This window comes from Actinacidiphila paucisporea (genome assembly GCF_900142575.1).
Taxonomy (GTDB): Bacteria; Actinomycetota; Actinomycetes; order Streptomycetales; family Streptomycetaceae; genus Actinacidiphila; species Actinacidiphila paucisporea.
This window is the reverse complement of record NZ_FRBI01000007.1, coordinates 1-15,003: the sequence shown is the minus strand read 5'-3', so window position 1 is coordinate 15,003 and position 15,003 is coordinate 1. Positions and strand designations below refer to the sequence as shown.

Genomic DNA, 15,003 nt, shown 5'->3' with positions numbered 1-15,003 from the left:
CGGACCTGCGGACCGCTTCGACGCTTACGTTCCCTGCCTCATCCGGTCCTGCCCGAGCGTCCTCGGGCGCACCTGTTGACACCCATTCTGCGTGATCGCACGGTACCTGTGCGCACCACGCCCGCAAAGGAGGGGGTGAGCTCTCTTCCGTTTGGGGCAGGATTGCGTCATGGCAAGAACCGCGACCACCGCCCGAGGGCCCGTGCGCAGAGCCGGCCGCGCCCTCGCACACGGCGTGGGCGCCCCGGCCGGCGCGCTGGGTCGGCGTATCCGGCGTACGACACATGCCGGAGGCGCGGGCGAGTCCGGTCTGGCGAAGCTGATCGAGCTGCACGCGGTGAATTCCGCCGGCGACATGATGATCACGGTCGCGCTCGCCAGCACGGTCTTCTTCTCGGTGCCCAGCGGGGAGGCCCGCGGCCGGGTGGCGCTGTATCTGCTGGTGACGATGGCGCCCTTCGCGCTGCTCGCCCCGGTGATCGGCCCGCTGCTCGACCGGATGCAGCACGGCCGCAGGGCCGCCATGGCGATGGCGATGGTGGCCAGGGCGGTGCTGGCCTGGACGATGGCCGGGGTGATCTCGACCGCCGGCCTGGGCCTGTATCCGGCGGCGCTCGGCGTGCTGGTGGCGTCCAAGGCGTACGGCGTCGTGCGCAGTGCGGTGGTGCCACGGCTCTTGCCGGGGCGTACGACGCTGGTGAAGGCGAATTCCCGGGTCACCCTGTCGGGCCTGCTGGCCACCGCGGTGGCGGCACCGGTCGCCGCGGGTCTGAACGTGATCGGGCCGCAGTGGCCGCTCTACGGCGCTTTCGTGGTCTTCATCGGCGGCGCCCTGCTGTCGCTGTCGCTGCCGGGCAAGGTCGACTCGGCCCGCGGTGAGCAGCGGGTGCGGCTGTCGGCGGACGAGGAGGCACCGCCGGAGCCGACCGGCCTTCCGGGTCGCAAGCCCGGCCTGCTGGGCGTCGGCTCCTCGGTGCTGCACGCTCTGCAGGGCAACGGCGGGCTGCGGGCGCTGTCGGGCTTCCTGACGATGTTCCTGGCGTTCATGCTGCGCGAGCATCCGCTGGGCGGTCTGACGCCGGCCATGTCGCTGGGCGTGGTCGGTGTGGCGGCGGGTGTCGGGAACGCTTTCGGCACCGCGCTCGGCGCCTGGCTCAAGGCCCGCGGGCCCGAGGTGATCATCGCGACGGTGCTGATCTGCGCGCTGGGCGCGGCGACGATGGCGGCGGGCTGGTACAGCCTGATCACGGTCGCCACGCTGACCGCGGTGGCCGGTATCTCGCAGGCGCTGGCGAAGCTGTCGCTCGACGCGCTGATCCAGCGCGACGTGCCGGAGCTGGTGCGGACCTCTGCCTTCGCCCGCTCCGAGACCGCGCTCCAGCTGTCCTGGGTGGTCGGCGGCGGCCTCGGCATACTGCTGCCGCTGAACGGCCCGCTGGGCATGGCGTGCGCGGCCGGACTGGTCCTGGTGGCCTTCCTGCTGTCAGCACGCGGCCTGGTCGGCGCCGCCCGCCGCGGCAGTACGGCCCGCGCGCGCGTGGCGTGATCCTGGCTCGGCAACGTACGGCGGCTTCCCGGCTCGGCAACGTACGGCGGCTTCCACACGCGGCGGCGGCGTGATCCCGGCGCGGCAATGTACGGCGGGGCGAGCGGCGGCGTAACCCGTACGGGTCTGCCACCGCAGGCCGCCACGGGCCCCACCTGGGGACACGCGCACCCCCGCGCGGACTGGGGGCGACCGCCCGGTAGCCTCCTGCCATGAGCATTCGCCGCGCTGCCACCACCATCGGTGCCCTCTCCCTCGGGCTTGTCGTCCTGACCGCATGCGACAAGCCGACCGCTATGGCGACCGTGACCGTGGGCAGCAAGACCGTGCAGGCGGAGGCCGCGGACAAGTGCTACAGCGGCGGCAAGAAGCTGCCGCAGGCAGCCTTCCTCGCCTGCCTGCAGGGCACCCCGAAGCACCACATCACCGTGCCGGTGGGTGACCAGGTGCGGATCGGCGTCGACCCGTCGATCGCGAAGAAGGGCTGGCTCATCGCGTCCGGCACGACCCTGGTCACGCCGGAGCCGCTCAAGGACAAGACGTACTGGTCGGTGGACAGCGAGCAGCTGTTCAACACCCAGGACCAGCAGACCGGCGGCACCACCACCGCCAAGCAGGTGACGCTCAACATCGTGGAGTCGGCCGACACCAGCGGCGAGTCGTCCTTCCGCGTCATCCAGATCAACCTGATCCGGGGGCAGTAGGACCGTGCCTGACCGCCGCAGGCGCGTACTGGTGCTGACCGCGGTCGACGCCGAGCGCGCGGCCGTCACGGCGGGCCTGTCCGCAGCGGGCGAGGCCGCCGGCGGGACCGAGGTGCACACGGTGGGCGTCGGCCTCGCGGCCGCGGCGGCCCGGACGACGTACGTGCTGATGTCGCGGCTCGCGGTCGAGCAGGCGCGTCCCGACCTGGTCGTCTGCGCGGGCATCGGCGGCGGCTTCGCCCCCCTCGCGCCGGTCGGCTCGCTCGCCGTCGCGGAGACGATCGTGGCCGCCGACCTCGGCGTGCAGACCGCGGAGGGCTTCACCCCGGTCGCCGAGCTGGGCTTCGGCCGCTCCGAGCACCGCCCGCCCGCACGGCTGAGCCGGGCCGTGGCAGCCGCGCTGGGCGCCGCCCACGGGCCCGTCCTGACGGTCAGCACGGTCACCGGGACCGCGGCCCGCGCCGCCGAGCTGGCCGGCCGGCACCCGGGAGCGGTGGCGGAGGCGATGGAGGGCTTCGGGGTGGCGGAGGCGGTGGCCCTCTTCGACATACCCGTACTGGAGATCCGCGCGGTGTCCAACGCGGTCGGCCCGCGGGACCGGGCGGCCTGGCGGATCGGCGAGGCACTGGCGGCGCTGACGTCGGCGTTCGGGAAGCTCCCGGGCGTCCTGGAGGTTGAGGCGGCACATGACGACACCTGACAGCACCCGAGGCACCGGCGGCACGGACGCCTTGCGCATCGCGTACTCCCCCTGCCCGAACGACACCTTCGTCTTCCACGCGTGGGCCCACGGCCTGGTGCCCGACGCGCCGCCGCTCGACGTGACCTTCGCCGACATCGACATCACCAACCAGATGGCCGAGCGCGGTCAGCTGGACGTGCTCAAGGTGTCCTACGCGGTGCTGCCGTGGGTGCTGGAGGACTGGGCGCTGCTGCCCTGCGGCGGGGCGCTGGGGCGCGGCTGCGGCCCGCTGGTGCTGACCCGGGAGCCGGGCACCGACCTGACGGGGAGGACGGTCGCGGTGCCGAGTGAGCGCTCGACGGCGTATCTGCTCTTCCGGCTGTGGGCGGCGACCGAGGTGGCCGGCGGTGTCGGGGAGATCGTGGTGATGCCCTTCTCCGAGATCATGCCCGCGGTGCGGGACGGCCGGGTGGACGCGGGCCTGGTCATCCACGAGGCGCGCTTCACCTACCAGAACTACGGGCTGCACAAGCTCGCGGACATGGGCGAGCACTGGGAGGCCACCACCGGCCTGCCCATCCCGCTGGGCGCGATCATCGCCCGGCGCTCGCTGGGCAAGGAGCGGCTGCACGCGCTCGCCGACGCGGCCCGCGCCTCGGTCCGAATGGCGTGGGACGACCCGGCCGCCTCCCGCGACTATGTGCTGGCGCATTCCCAGGAGATGGATCCGGTGGTCGCCGACCAGCACATCGGCCTGTACGTCAACGAATTCACCGCGGACCTCGGCACGGACGGATACGCGGCCGTACGGGGACTGCTCACTCGGGCGGCGGCCGAAGGCCTCGTGCCCGCGCTCCGCCTGGACGCGCTGGCTTTCTGAAAAATTGCCCCGCCCCCCATTCGCGGGGGCGCGCGAAGAATCGCGGGGCACCGGAAAACGCGCTGCGGCGCTTTACCGGAGGTGCGTCCTCCGGTAAAGCGCCGCCTTCCGCGTCGGTTCCCCGTGCCGTTAGTCGGCCGCCGCGAGTCGTTATACGTCGAGCTGGTCGGCGACCACCCGCAGCACGGAGGCGATCTTGTGGCCGTGGGCCTTGTCCGGATACCGGCCGCGCTGCAGCGACCTGGCGACGTCTTCGAGCAGGGTGGTCAGGTCCTGGACGATCGGCAGCAGCTCATCGGGCTTGCGGCGCTGGGCCGCGGCGACCGAGGGTGCGGGATCCAGCAACGTCACGGAGAGCGCCTGATCACCGCGCTGCCCCGCGACGACACCGAATTCCACGCGCTGGCCGGGCTTGAGCGCGGCGACCCCGTCGGGCAGCACCGAGGAGTGCACGAAGACATCGCCGCCGTCGTCGCGGGAGAGAAAGCCGAAGCCCTTCTCGCTGTTGAACCACTTGACCTTGCCGGTAGGCACGTCCGACCTCGTCCTCATTGCTCGAAACCGCTCTGAATAAGACAGCAGCGGGTCCACCGGAGACCCGCTGACACCAAGGCTAATGGCCAGGTGCTGTGTGACAAGACGGCGAGGTCCCGTACTCCCGCGCCCACAGCACGGACCTACCCTTGTCCGGTGAGCAAACAAACCATGGGCGCCGGTGACCTGCTCGTCAGGATCGGCGCGATCGTCTTCATCGTCGGCGCGGTCGGCACGCTGGCCACGGTGGCGCCGCTGCTGCTCGGCACCAGCCGGCTGCCGACGCCGGCCTATTTCGTGTCGATGCTGATGGGGGTCGGACTGGCCCTGGCGCTGCTGGGCCTGCTGCGGTCGGCACTCGCGCAGCGTCACCCACAGGCGTGAATTCGAAGGTCAGGCGGCTGCCGACGTGTGAGTGGCCAGCCAGCCGGGAAAATCCCTGAGGTCGGCAAGTACGACATCGGCCCCCGCCGCCCGCAGCTCCGCCGCGCTGCACGGCCCGGTGGCCACCGCCACGGAAAGGGCGCCCGCCTTGCGGGCGCCGCGCACGTCCCCGGTGTGGTCGCCCACGTAGACGGTCGCACCCCACTCGATCAGCGCCTCGGCCTTGGCTTCCGCCCAGAGCCAGCCGCGCAGCTCTGCCTCGATGCCGACATGGGCGAGGTGCAGCTCGGCGTTGGGACCGTATTTCGCGGTGACGACCACCGGACGCCCGCCGGCCGCCCGGACGGCCGCCACGGCTTCGGTGGCGCCCGGCATCGCGGGCGTCGGGGTGATGGCGTGATCCGGGTAGAGGGTGCGGTAGCGATCGGCGATCTCGGGGATCCGCTCCGGCGGGAACCAGTTCGCCAGCTCGTCGTCCAGGGGCGGGCCGAGCCGGGTGACGGCGAGGTCGGAGTCGATGAAGACGCCGGTCTCCGCCGCGAGCCGGTCGTACACGGCCTTGATCCCGGGCCGGGAGTCGATCAGGGTCATGTCGAGGTCGAAGCCGACCGTGAGGGCCGGCGGTACGGAGGAGAAGTCGTTGGTCACGGCACCCATTGTCACCTGTCCGGTCAACCTCCCCCCAGCGCTACAGAAGGGGCACCGTATAGTTAGCGCAGCCTAAGCTAAGCCGCATCCGGCGCCCCACCATCGCCGCCCCCCGGAGGACAGCCCGACATGCATCTGCGCCGCCGCACCGGCTGGATGGTGGCGGCGACGGCGGCACTGCTGCTCGCGGTCCTGCTCAGCCTGGCCGTCGGGAGCCGCGAGATCCCTCCGTCCCAGGTGCTCGACGCGCTGCTGCACGGCGGCACCAGCCAGAATGCCGAGGTCGTCCGCAGCCTGCGGGTGCCGCGGACGGTGATCGGCGTCATGGTCGGCGCCGCGCTGGCGGTCGCCGGGGTCGTGATGCAGGGCGTCACCCGCAACCCGATCGCGGAGCCCGGCATCCTCGGGGTCAGCCAGGGAGCGTCGCTCGGTGTGGTGTGCGCCATCGCCTACGCCGGGGTGGGCACGCTGAGCGGCTACGTCTGGTTCGCCTTCGCGGGCGCCGGAGCGGCCGCCGTCGCGGTCTACGCGGTCGCCGCCCGGGGCAGGAGCGGTGCGTCACCGGTGAAGCTCGCGCTGGCGGGCGCGGCCATGAACGCGTTCCTGACGTCGATCGTGTCCGGGGTGCTGACCACCGACGCGCAGACGCTGGACACCTACCGCTTCTGGCAGGTCGGTTCGCTCTCGGGCCGGGACACCCACATCATCGGCATGATCTGGCCCTTCCTGGTGGCCGGCCTGCTGCTGGTGCTGGCGATGGCCCGCGGCCTGGACGCGCTCGCGCTCGGCGAGGACGTCGCCAAGGGCCTCGGGCAGAACGTGGCCCTGCTGCGGCTGACCGGTGCGCTCGGCGCCACCGTGCTGACCGGTGCCGCGGTCGCCGCCGCGGGTCCGATCGCCTTCGTCGGCCTGGCCGTGCCGCACCTGGCCCGCGGCCTGGTCGGCACCGCCCACCGCTGGGTGCTGCCGATGGCGGCGCTGCTCGGCCCGGTGATGATCCTGGTCTCGGACGTCGTCGGCCGGATCGTCTTCCCGCCCTCGGAGGTCCCGGTGGCGGTGATGACCGCGCTGATCGGGGTGCCGTTCCTGGTGGCGCTGGTCCGGCGCAGGTCGGTGGTGGCGGCGTGAGCGCGGCACGTACGGCGGCGGCCGGTGCAAAGGCGGAGGCGGGGGTGCGGCCCGCGGGCTACGCCGTCGTACGCCCCGGCGGGCGCGCGTCCTTCCTGGTGCACCGGCGGGCGTTCGCCGTCACCTGCGTGCTGGCCGCGCTGCTGGCGGCGGCCTGTGTGGCGTATCTGTGCGTCGGGGAATCCTTCGTGGCGCCCGGCGAGGTCGTGAAGGTGGTCTTCGGGCGGCCCAGCCCCGACGAGCTGGTGGTCGGCGAGCTGCGCGAGCCGCGGCTCGCGCTCGGGCTGCTGGTCGGCGCGGCCTTCGGGGTGTCCGGTGCGCTGATCCAGACCGTCGCGCGCAACCCGCTGGCCAGCCCGGATGTCATCGGGGTGACCCATGGCGCGGGCGCGGTGACGGTGGCGGCGATGACGTACGGCGTGACCTCGTACACGGCACTGCCGTACCTCTCGATCGCCGGCGGGTTGGCCGCGGCTGCCCTGGTGTACGTCTTCGCGTGGCGGCGCGGGCTGCACGCGGCGCGCTTCGTGCTCATCGGCATCGGCTGCTCGGTGGCGCTCTCGTCGGTGACGCAGCTCTTCTTGACCAAGGGCGACTACCTGGTCGCCCAGCAGGCCAAGGTGTGGCTGACCGGTTCGCTCAACGGCCGCGGCTACGCCGAGGCGCGGCCGCTCGCGCTCGTGCTGCTGCTCGCGGTGCCTTGCGCGCTGTGGGCGGCGCGGGCGCAGCGCACGGTGTCCTTCGACGACGACACCGCGACCGCGCTTGGCGTGCGGCTGGGCAGGGTCAGGTTCGGCCTGGTCGCGCTCGGCGTCGTGCTGGCCTCGGTCGCCACCGGGGCGGCCGGCCCGGTCGACTTCGTGGCGCTGCTCGCCCCGCAGATCGCCCGCCGGCTGACCAGGACCGCGCAGATCCCGCTGCCGGCGGCCGCGCTGACCGGCGCGCTGGTCGTGGTGGTCGCCGACCTGCTGGCCCGCAAGCTGTTCTCGCCGACCGAGCTGCCGGTCGGCGTGATGACCGCCGCCGTCGGCGCGCCCTATCTGATGTGGCTGATCGTCCGCGGCCGCAGCCGTTCAGGAGAGCCGTCATGACGACCCCGCAGCCCGTGCCCGCGCAGCCCACGCCTCCGCGGCGCGAGGCGTCGCAGCCCGTACCCGCGCGGGAGGCCGCGCCCGCGAACCGGCTCGCCGCCCGCGGGCTCACCCTCGCCTACGAGGACCGGGTCGTGGTCGACGGGCTCGACCTGGAGATCCCCGACGGCCGGGTCACGGTCATCGTCGGCCCCAACGCCTGCGGCAAGTCCACCCTGCTGCGCGCCCTGGGACGGCTGCTCAAGCCCAGGAACGGCTCGGTGCTGCTTGACGGCGCCGAGCTGGCCTGCGTCCCGACCCGGCAGATCGCCCGCACCCTGGGCCTGCTGCCGCAGTCGCCGGTGCCGCCCGAGGGCATCACCGTCGCCGACCTGGTCTCCCGCGGCCGCCAGCCGCACCAGAAGTGGTGGCAGCAGTGGTCGGAGTCCGACGAGCGGCTGGTCGCCGAGGCCATGGAGCGTACGGCGACGAGCGACCTGGCCGGCCGGCTGGTGGACGAGCTGTCGGGCGGGCAGCGCCAGCGGGCCTGGATCGCGATGGCGCTGGCCCAGGACACCGACCTGCTGCTGCTCGACGAGCCGACGACCTTCCTGGACATCGCCCACCAGGTCGAGGTACTCGACCTGGTACGCCGGCTCAACCGCGAGCGCGGCCGGACCGTCGTCGCCGTGCTGCACGACCTCAACCAGGCCGCCCGCTACGCCGACCACCTGATCGCCATGAAGGCCGGCCTGATCGTCGCCGAGGGCCCGCCCGGCGAGGTCGTCACGGCGGAGCTGGTGCGCGAGGTCTTCGGCCTCGCGTCGGTCGTCGTGCCCGACCCGGTGACCGGCAGCCCGCTGGTGGTCCCTGGCGCCCCCTGGCAGCCGTCCGGACCCGCCGCGCGGGAGGCGCAGGACGCACAGGACGCCACCGCAACTCCGCATCCCTGAACGGAGATCCGCCATGTCCCGTATCAGCAAGGCCCGTTCGTCCCGCTTATCTGCCGTCGCCGCCGTACTGCTCTGCACGGCGCTGGCGGTCGCCTCCTGTTCTTCCTCGTCCGACGGGGGCGGCGGGTCCGACGGGTCCGGCGCGGGCGGTGCGTCCGGCGGCAAGGGGGCGGCCGGGGCGGGCGGCACGCACAGCGTCGAGACGGCCATGGGCCCGGTGACGGTGCCTGACCACCCCCGGCGGGTCGTCGTCCTCGACACCGCGGAGCTGGACTCGGCGATCACCCTCGGCGTCAAGCCGGTCGGCGCGACCAGCGCGGGCTCCGGCTCCGGCTCCGGCTCCGGCTTCCTGGACTACCTGCCGCGGGAGGAGGTCGCCGGGATCAAGAACGTCGGCGAGATCGCCGACCCCAACCTGGAGGCCGTCGCCGCCCTCGAGCCCGACCTGATCCTCAGCAGCAAGGTGCGGGACGGCGCCCGCTACGACGCCCTGTCGAAGATCGCGCCGACCGTGCTCACCGAGACCACCGGGGCGCCCTGGAAGGCGAACTTCCTGCTGCACGCCGCCGCGTTGGGCCGTACCGCGCAGGCCGGGCAGGCGGTCGCCGCCTACCGAACCCACGTCAAGGAGGTCACCGCGGCGCTCGGCGGTGCCGCGAAGGCGGCGGCGACGAAGGTGAGCATGGTGCGCTTCGTGGAGGGCGCGGACATCCGGCTGTACGGCAACGCCAGTTACGTCGGCTCGATCCTCAAGGACGTGGGCCTGTCGCGGCCCTCTGCGCAGGACGTCGACCGGCTCAGCGTCGACGTCAGCCCCGAGCAGATCGACAGGGCGGACGGCGACGACATCTTCTACGCCGCCTACGGCGACCCGAAGGCCGCCAAGGAGACGCAGGTGCTGGGGAGTTCGCTGTGGAAGCAGCTCACCGCGGTACGCGCGGGCCGCGCCCACCAGGTGGACGACCAGCTCTGGTACCAGGGCATCGGCTACACGGCCGCCGGCAAGCTCCTCGACCTGCTGCGGCAGGGCCTGACCGCTCCTTAGCGTCCCTCGGCGTCCCTCGGCGTCCCCGGAGCGGGACGTCAGGCCGACCGTCGGTTCCGCCACAGCAGATACAGCGCGGTGGCGACGGCGGCCAGCCGCACGGTCGGCGGGTAGGTGTCCAGGAAGGCCTGGCCCATCTGGCCGTGCGTGATCGGGTCGCCCCACCTGCGCACGTCCCGGCCCCAGATCCACACCAGCATCCCGGCGGCGGCGGCGCCCGGGATGAACAGCACCGCGAACTTCGCCTGCGGCCTGCTGAGCCGGCGGGACAGGTAGGCGGTCAGCCAGCCCAGGCCCAGCGGGATCAGCGAGCCGATCGCCGCCCCGGCGAGCAGCAGCGCGGCGGCCAGCAGCAGGACGGGGCTGCCCCAGTTGCGGGGGCGGCGCTCCTCGCGCGGCCGCCGGCGCAGGAGGCGCCGGGCCGGCGGCGCGACCGGCTCGACGGCCTCGACCTCCTCCTCGACGGCCTCGTCCTTGCGCGGGTGCCGGTCCTCGGCGTCCAGTTCCTCGTCGTCGAAGGAGATGAAGACGCCGCCGGTCATCCCCGGCAGCCCGGCCAGCTCGTCCCCGGCCCGGGGCCGCCCGCCCCGCCCGTCGCCCTGCCACCACTCCGGCTCGGCGTCGTCCCCGTCGTCCCCGGCCCGCCCCGGCCTCGGGACCCGCGCCGCCCGCGGCACCTGAGGCCCCGGCGCCTTCGCGTACGGCCCGTACGACCCGGGCGGCGGCTCCTCCGGCGGCGGCGCGGCCGCCCGCTGGGAACCGCCCGAGCCCGCGGCGGCCTCCACCACCTCGTCCGGGCTGCCGATCCGCCCCAGGATGCGCCGCACCGCGGCCTCGGAGTCGGCCCCGCGCCGCTCCCGGTCGATGTCGTGGCGCAGCTGCGTGACCAGTTCCCTGCGCTGGGCGGCGGGCATCGCGGTCTGAGCCAGGTCCCCGACCCGGCTCAGATAGTCGAACACCAGCCGATCGCTCTCGACCCCCACCGCCCGAACCCCCTCGCCCCGACCCGACGTCACCTGCGCCGACCGTACCTGCCAACCGACGCGCCTGTCGCCGCGTCACGCCCCGAATCCACCCGTCAGGTTGCGGGAAGACCACCCCTCGGCCGCGGTTTGCCTACGGCCGGCTTCGCGCGGCCCGCGGGCGAGCAGCATCCCGCCATGGACATCGCGAAGGGGCTCGAATACCTGGCCTTCTGGTTCGCGCTGATCGTGCTGGGCTCGATCGTCGCGACGATGTGCCTGGTCGCGCTGGCGCTCGCGCTGATCGCTGCCGCGAGCCGCGCGGTCCGGTGGGGGCGGGCGCGGTCGCCCGGCGCGGGCGACGGCTGAACATGGTGCGAGGGGGCCGCCCGTCTGCCCACCCGCACCACCGCGGTGGGTGCGGACTCTCCCCGCGGGTCTGAGGGGCTGCCCCTCGCCGCGAGCTGTCGGCTTTCCCCGCGTTGTGGTTGCGCGCGCAGTTCCCCGCGCCCCCCAGGGGCAGCTGCTCTTTGCCGTGAGCCGTCGACTTTCCCCGCGTTGTGGTTGCGCGCGCAGTTCCCCGCGCCCCCCAGGGGCAGCTGTCCCGCGCCGTGGGCTGTCCCGCGCACCCCCGCAGTGCGGGGTCGGGCGGATCAGGGGGATGGGCTCCGCATGAGGGGGCGGGCAGGGCCTAATGTGGGACGGATGACGACCGGAGGCCACAGTGGTGCCCCGCGCACCCTCGCGGAGGACCTGCGCGCCCGTGATGACGACGCGCTGGCGGTGCTGCTGCGTGCGCGGCCCGATCTGCTGGCCCCGGTGCCCACCGACCTCACGCAGCTCGCGACCCGGGCCGCGACGCGTACGTCGGTGCTGCGGGCGCTCGACCACCTGGACGCCTTCACCCAGCAGACCGCGGAGGCGCTGGCGCTGACCGCGGACGGGTGCGCGTACGACACGTTGCGCGAGCTGATGACCGGGCGGCCGGGCGGTGCGCCCGTCGGTGAGCCGCTGGACCCGGAGGTCGCGGACGCCGTGGCCGAGGCCTTGCCGCGGGCCGTCGCCGCGCTGCGGGAGCGCGGCCTGGTGTGGGGCGAGGACGACCGGCTGCGGCTGGTGCGTACCGCGCGGGACGTGCTCGCGCCGTCCGCCGCGACCCCGTCGGCGACCGGGCTCGGCCCCTCCGTGGCCGAGGCGACGGCAGGGATGTCGCCTGCCCGGCTCCAGGAAGTGCTCGCGGACGCCGGGCTCGCCGCGACGCACGACCCGCAGAGCGCGATCGCCGCGCTGGCCGGGCTCTTCGCCGACCCGGAGCGTTTCGTGGCGCTGCTCGACGGGGCGCCGGAGGGGGCGCGGGCGGTGCTCGACCGGCTGGCGTGGGGTCCGCCGTACGGCGAGGTCAGGGACGCGACGGCGGCCGTACGGGCGGCCGGCGCGGCCACCCCCGTGCAGTGGCTGCTGGCCCGCGGCCTGCTGCTGCCGGCCGGCCAGCACAACGTCGTGCTGCCCAGGGAGGCGGCGCTCGCCCTGCGGGCCGGCCGCGCCCACCGCACCCCGCAGCCGCTGCCGCCGCGGCTCGAACCGGTGCCGCGTACCGCGAAGACGGTGAACGCCACCGCCGCCGGCCAGGCCTTCACCGCCGTCCGCACGGTCACCGACCTGCTCAAGGAGTGGCAGACCGGCGGTCCCGCGGTGCTGCGGGCCGGCGGCATCAGCGTCCGCGACCTGCGGCGTACGGCGAGCGCGCTGGACCTCACCGAGCCGCAGACCGCCTTCTGGCTGGAACTGGCCTACGCGGCCGGCCTCGTCGCCACCGACGGAGAGCTCGACGAGGCCTATGCGCCCACCCCCGCCGCCGACGAGTGGCTGCTGCTGCCCGCCGAGCGGCAGTGGGCGGTGCTGGCCGCCGCCTGGCTGGCCGCGACCCGCACGCCGGGCCTGGTCGGCACGCGCGACCCGAAGGGCAGGGCGCTGGCGGCGCTCGGGCCCGACCTGGACCGTTCGCTCGCACCTCAGGTACGCCGCGGAGCGCTGCGGCTGCTGGCCGCGCTGCCGGTCGGCTCGGCGGCGTCCCGGCCCGACCTGCTGGCCCGGCTGCGCTGGGAGCGCCCGTTGCGGGCCGGGGCCGACGCGCTGCGCGAGGATCTGCTCGGCTGGACGCTGCACGACGCGGAGGCGCTCGGCGTCACCGGCCGCGGCGCGCTCGCCGCGCACACCCGCCCGCTGCTCGAAGCCGACCCCGACGCCGACCGGGCCGCCGCCCTGCTCGCCCCGCTGCTGCCGGAGCCCCTCGACCACGTCCTGCTCCAGGCCGACCTCACCGCGGTCGCGCCCGGCCCGCTGATCGCCTCGCTCGCCGAGACGCTCGGCGTCCTGGCCGACATCGAGTCCAAGGGCGGCGCGACCGTCTACCGCTTCACCCCCGAGTCCGTACGCCGCGCCCTGGACGCCGGGCGCACGGCGGCGGAGCTGCAGGCCTTCCTGACGGAGCACTCCCGTACGCCGGTGCCGCAGCCGCTCAGCTACCTCATCGACGACGTGGCCCGCCGGCACGGCACGCTACGGGTCGGCGCCGCGGCCGCGTATCTGCGTTGCGACGACGACGCCCTGCTCGCCGAGCTGCTCGCGGACCGCCGCGCCTCCGGGCTCGGCCTGCGCCGGCTCGCCCCGACCGTGCTGGCCGCCCAGACCGATCCGTCGACCCTGCTCGAACGGCTGCGGGCCATGGGCCTGGCCCCCGCCGCGGAGTCAGCCGAGGGCGACGTGCTCATCACCCGGCCCGACGCCCGCCGCACCCCGCCCCGTACCGCGCCCGTCCCCGTGCCCGACGGGCCGCCCGTCCCCGACGCCGCGCTCCTCGGCCTCGCGGTCAAGGCCATCCGCGCCGGCGACCGCGCGGCCACCGCCGTCCACCGCCCCGCGACCGCGCCGCCCTCCGGCCTCCCCCGCACCCCCGCGGCCGACACGCTGGCCACCGTCCAGTCCGCCGTCCTGACCGGCGAGTCCCTCTGGATCGGCTACGTCAACGCGGAGGGCAATGCCACGCAGCGTGTCATCGCCCCGGTCCGCGTCGAGGGCGGTTACGTCACCGCCTACGACCACACCGCGGACGAGGTCCGCACCTTCGCGATCCACCGGATCACCGGCGTGGCCGAACTGGCTGAGGACCCGTCCTGACCTGAGGCCGTCCCGGGCCTCCCGGGGGCCCACCGGCCGTCGAGGGGCGAGCGCGCCGGGTCTCCCCCACGCGCCCCTGCAGGGGGGCACCCTCCGCGGTCAGGCCTTCTCGGTCGGGGAGCGGAAGCGGTGCCACCAGTGGGTGCGGTGGGGGTGGAGGGCGGAGCCGAGGCGGCGGCCCAGGAGGAGGTAGCCGAGGAGGGCTCCCAGGGTGTTGAGGATGACGTCGTCGATGTCGAAGGCGCGACCCTCCACGAGGATCCCTTGCGTGGCCTCGATGAGGACCATCACCAGGGCGGTGAGGACGCCGACCCGGAGCAGGCCGCGGGCCCGCGGGAAGAGCATCGGGAGCAGGATGCCGAAGGGCACGCCGAGCAGGACGTTGCCGCCGATCTGCTTGACCGAGTCCCGCAGGGCAGGCTGGTCGAGGTAGGCGCGAATGGACGCGCCGGGCCGCAGATTGGTGTGGATGAGCGCGTCCGACGACGGCGACGGCACCAGCGTGACCTTGGCCAGCGCCACCGCGAAAGCGACCATGCAGACGATGGCGACGGCCATGACCGCGGCTCGCGCGAGCGTCGGGCCGAGGGTGCGTCGTTGCAGCACCGGCGGCGGGGTCTTACGCACGCGCTGCCGCGGTCGTGACCGTTCCCGTGACGTCGGCGTCCCCTTGGGGCCGTCCTCAGCCTTGGGCTGGGCTTTGGGCCGCGCCTTCGCGGCCGGCTTCGGCTTCGGTTTCCCGGCCGTTTCCGCCGGAGGCACCGGCTCAGGCTTCGGCCTGCGCACCCGGTCGAACAGTTCGCCGCGGATAACCATCGGCCGTACCCCCCTCAGTGGACGCCTTCTTGGCGCCGCTTACCCCCAACCGGCCGCCGTACGCCGGGTGACGGCGTACGGCGGCCGGAATTCCTCTTCTCGCCGCTGGGGTGAGCGCGGCGGTCAGGGGGTGTTACCTCTGGGACGACCTCATCCGTGCTGTCCGTGTCGACGTCGCGCCATGAAGAGCAGCGTTCCGCCGGTTCCGAGCACGGCGACCGCGGAGGCGGCGATCCACTCCACCCCGTCGGCACCGGTGTGCGGCAACCCCGGGGGCGTGGTGGGCGGGTGGGACGGGTGGTGCGAGGGGTGCCCCGGCGGCGTGCTGGTGGTCGTCGGCGGCGTGGTGGGCGGCGTCGTCGTCGGGGGCGTCGTCGGCGGCGTGGTGGGCGGCGTGGTGGGCGGCTTCGTCGTCGGCGGCGTCGTCGGCGGCGTCGTCCTGGTGCCACCGCACGCGACACCGTTCAGGGTGAA

The 15,003-nt window shown here is 74.3% G+C and carries 16 protein-coding genes; 11 read left to right on the top strand and 5 right to left on the bottom strand.

The annotated features are described in order from the left end of the window. Positions 1-169: 169 nt before the first annotated feature. The 4 genes from BUE44_RS13145 (at position 170) to BUE44_RS13130 (ending at position 3,812) form a co-directional block, all read left to right on the top strand. Complete coding sequence (locus BUE44_RS13145; protein ID WP_073497597.1) at positions 170-1,546, top strand: MFS transporter; 1,377 nt, start codon at positions 170-172, stop codon at positions 1,544-1,546. A gap of 212 nt (positions 1,547-1,758) precedes the next feature. Further along, on the top strand, positions 1,759-2,250 hold the full coding sequence (locus BUE44_RS13140; RefSeq protein WP_073497595.1) for a hypothetical protein: 492 nt from the start codon (positions 1,759-1,761) through the stop codon (positions 2,248-2,250). A gap of 4 nt (positions 2,251-2,254) precedes the next feature. Then, the gene (locus BUE44_RS13135; protein WP_073497592.1) at positions 2,255-2,950 is read left to right on the top strand and encodes a futalosine hydrolase; all 696 of its coding nucleotides are present in this window, start codon (positions 2,255-2,257) and stop codon (positions 2,948-2,950) included. Further along, positions 2,937-3,812: a 1,4-dihydroxy-6-naphthoate synthase gene (locus BUE44_RS13130; protein WP_073497589.1), complete on the top strand. Its 876-nt coding sequence runs from the start codon at positions 2,937-2,939 to the stop codon at positions 3,810-3,812. The genes BUE44_RS13135 and BUE44_RS13130 overlap by 14 nt, the downstream gene beginning before the upstream one ends. Positions 3,813-3,962: 150 nt before the next feature. On the opposite strand, the gene BUE44_RS39515 is transcribed toward BUE44_RS13130, so the two are convergent. After that, positions 3,963-4,346 (bottom strand): cold-shock protein, encoded by a 384-nt coding sequence (locus tag BUE44_RS39515; RefSeq protein ID WP_033173507.1) that lies wholly within the window; start codon positions 4,344-4,346, stop codon positions 3,963-3,965. 171 nt (positions 4,347-4,517) lie between these two features. Between BUE44_RS39515 and BUE44_RS13120 the strand changes: the two genes are divergently transcribed. Then, on the top strand, positions 4,518-4,730 hold the full coding sequence (locus tag BUE44_RS13120) for a hypothetical protein (protein ID WP_073497587.1): 213 nt from the start codon (positions 4,518-4,520) through the stop codon (positions 4,728-4,730). 9 nt (positions 4,731-4,739) lie between these two features. Here BUE44_RS13120 and BUE44_RS13115 read toward each other — a convergent pair whose 3' ends face one another. Beyond that, positions 4,740-5,387: an HAD family hydrolase gene (locus BUE44_RS13115; protein WP_073497585.1), complete on the bottom strand. Its 648-nt coding sequence runs from the start codon at positions 5,385-5,387 to the stop codon at positions 4,740-4,742. A 120-nt stretch (positions 5,388-5,507) separates the two neighbouring features. Between BUE44_RS13115 and BUE44_RS13110 the strand changes: the two genes are divergently transcribed. Genes BUE44_RS13110 through BUE44_RS13095 form a run of 4 tightly spaced genes read left to right on the top strand, consistent with a single transcriptional unit; the run spans position 5,508 to position 9,574 of the window. Continuing rightward, the gene (locus BUE44_RS13110) at positions 5,508-6,506 is read left to right on the top strand and encodes a FecCD family ABC transporter permease (protein ID WP_073497582.1); all 999 of its coding nucleotides are present in this window, start codon (positions 5,508-5,510) and stop codon (positions 6,504-6,506) included. Further along, positions 6,503-7,597 carry a FecCD family ABC transporter permease gene (locus BUE44_RS13105; protein WP_235002108.1) on the top strand — a complete coding sequence of 365 codons (1,095 nt, stop codon included), beginning with the start codon at positions 6,503-6,505 and terminating at the stop codon, positions 7,595-7,597. Before BUE44_RS13110 ends, BUE44_RS13105 begins: the two co-directional genes overlap by 4 nt. Next, a complete protein-coding gene (locus BUE44_RS13100; RefSeq protein ID WP_079189698.1) occupies positions 7,594-8,529 on the top strand; it encodes an ABC transporter ATP-binding protein in 936 nt (311 codons plus the stop codon). Before BUE44_RS13105 ends, BUE44_RS13100 begins: the two co-directional genes overlap by 4 nt. 13 nt (positions 8,530-8,542) lie before the next feature. Further along, positions 8,543-9,574 (top strand): ABC transporter substrate-binding protein, encoded by a 1,032-nt coding sequence (locus BUE44_RS13095; RefSeq protein ID WP_073497578.1) that lies wholly within the window; start codon positions 8,543-8,545, stop codon positions 9,572-9,574. 38 nt (positions 9,575-9,612) lie between these two features. Here BUE44_RS13095 and BUE44_RS13090 read toward each other — a convergent pair whose 3' ends face one another. Further along, on the bottom strand, positions 9,613-10,533 hold the full coding sequence (locus BUE44_RS13090; RefSeq protein ID WP_322940004.1) for a hypothetical protein: 921 nt from the start codon (positions 10,531-10,533) through the stop codon (positions 9,613-9,615). Positions 10,534-10,734: 201 nt separating this feature from the next. Between BUE44_RS13090 and BUE44_RS37435 the strand changes: the two genes are divergently transcribed. Next, complete coding sequence (locus tag BUE44_RS37435) at positions 10,735-10,905, top strand: hypothetical protein (RefSeq protein WP_159450246.1); 171 nt, start codon at positions 10,735-10,737, stop codon at positions 10,903-10,905. A gap of 336 nt (positions 10,906-11,241) precedes the next feature. Beyond that, positions 11,242-13,713: a helicase C-terminal domain-containing protein gene (locus BUE44_RS13080; RefSeq protein ID WP_079189697.1), complete on the top strand. Its 2,472-nt coding sequence runs from the start codon at positions 11,242-11,244 to the stop codon at positions 13,711-13,713. Positions 13,714-13,812: 99 nt separating this feature from the next. Here BUE44_RS13080 and BUE44_RS36415 read toward each other — a convergent pair whose 3' ends face one another. Both BUE44_RS36415 and BUE44_RS39765 read right to left on the bottom strand, forming a co-directional pair. Further along, positions 13,813-14,529, bottom strand: a complete 717-nt coding sequence (locus BUE44_RS36415) for a VanZ family protein (protein WP_107415698.1) — start codon at positions 14,527-14,529, stop codon at positions 13,813-13,815. Positions 14,530-14,679: 150 nt separating this feature from the next. Further along, positions 14,680-14,772, bottom strand: a complete 93-nt coding sequence (locus tag BUE44_RS39765) for a hypothetical protein (protein WP_407640026.1) — start codon at positions 14,770-14,772, stop codon at positions 14,680-14,682. Positions 14,773-15,003: the final 231 nt, after the last annotated feature.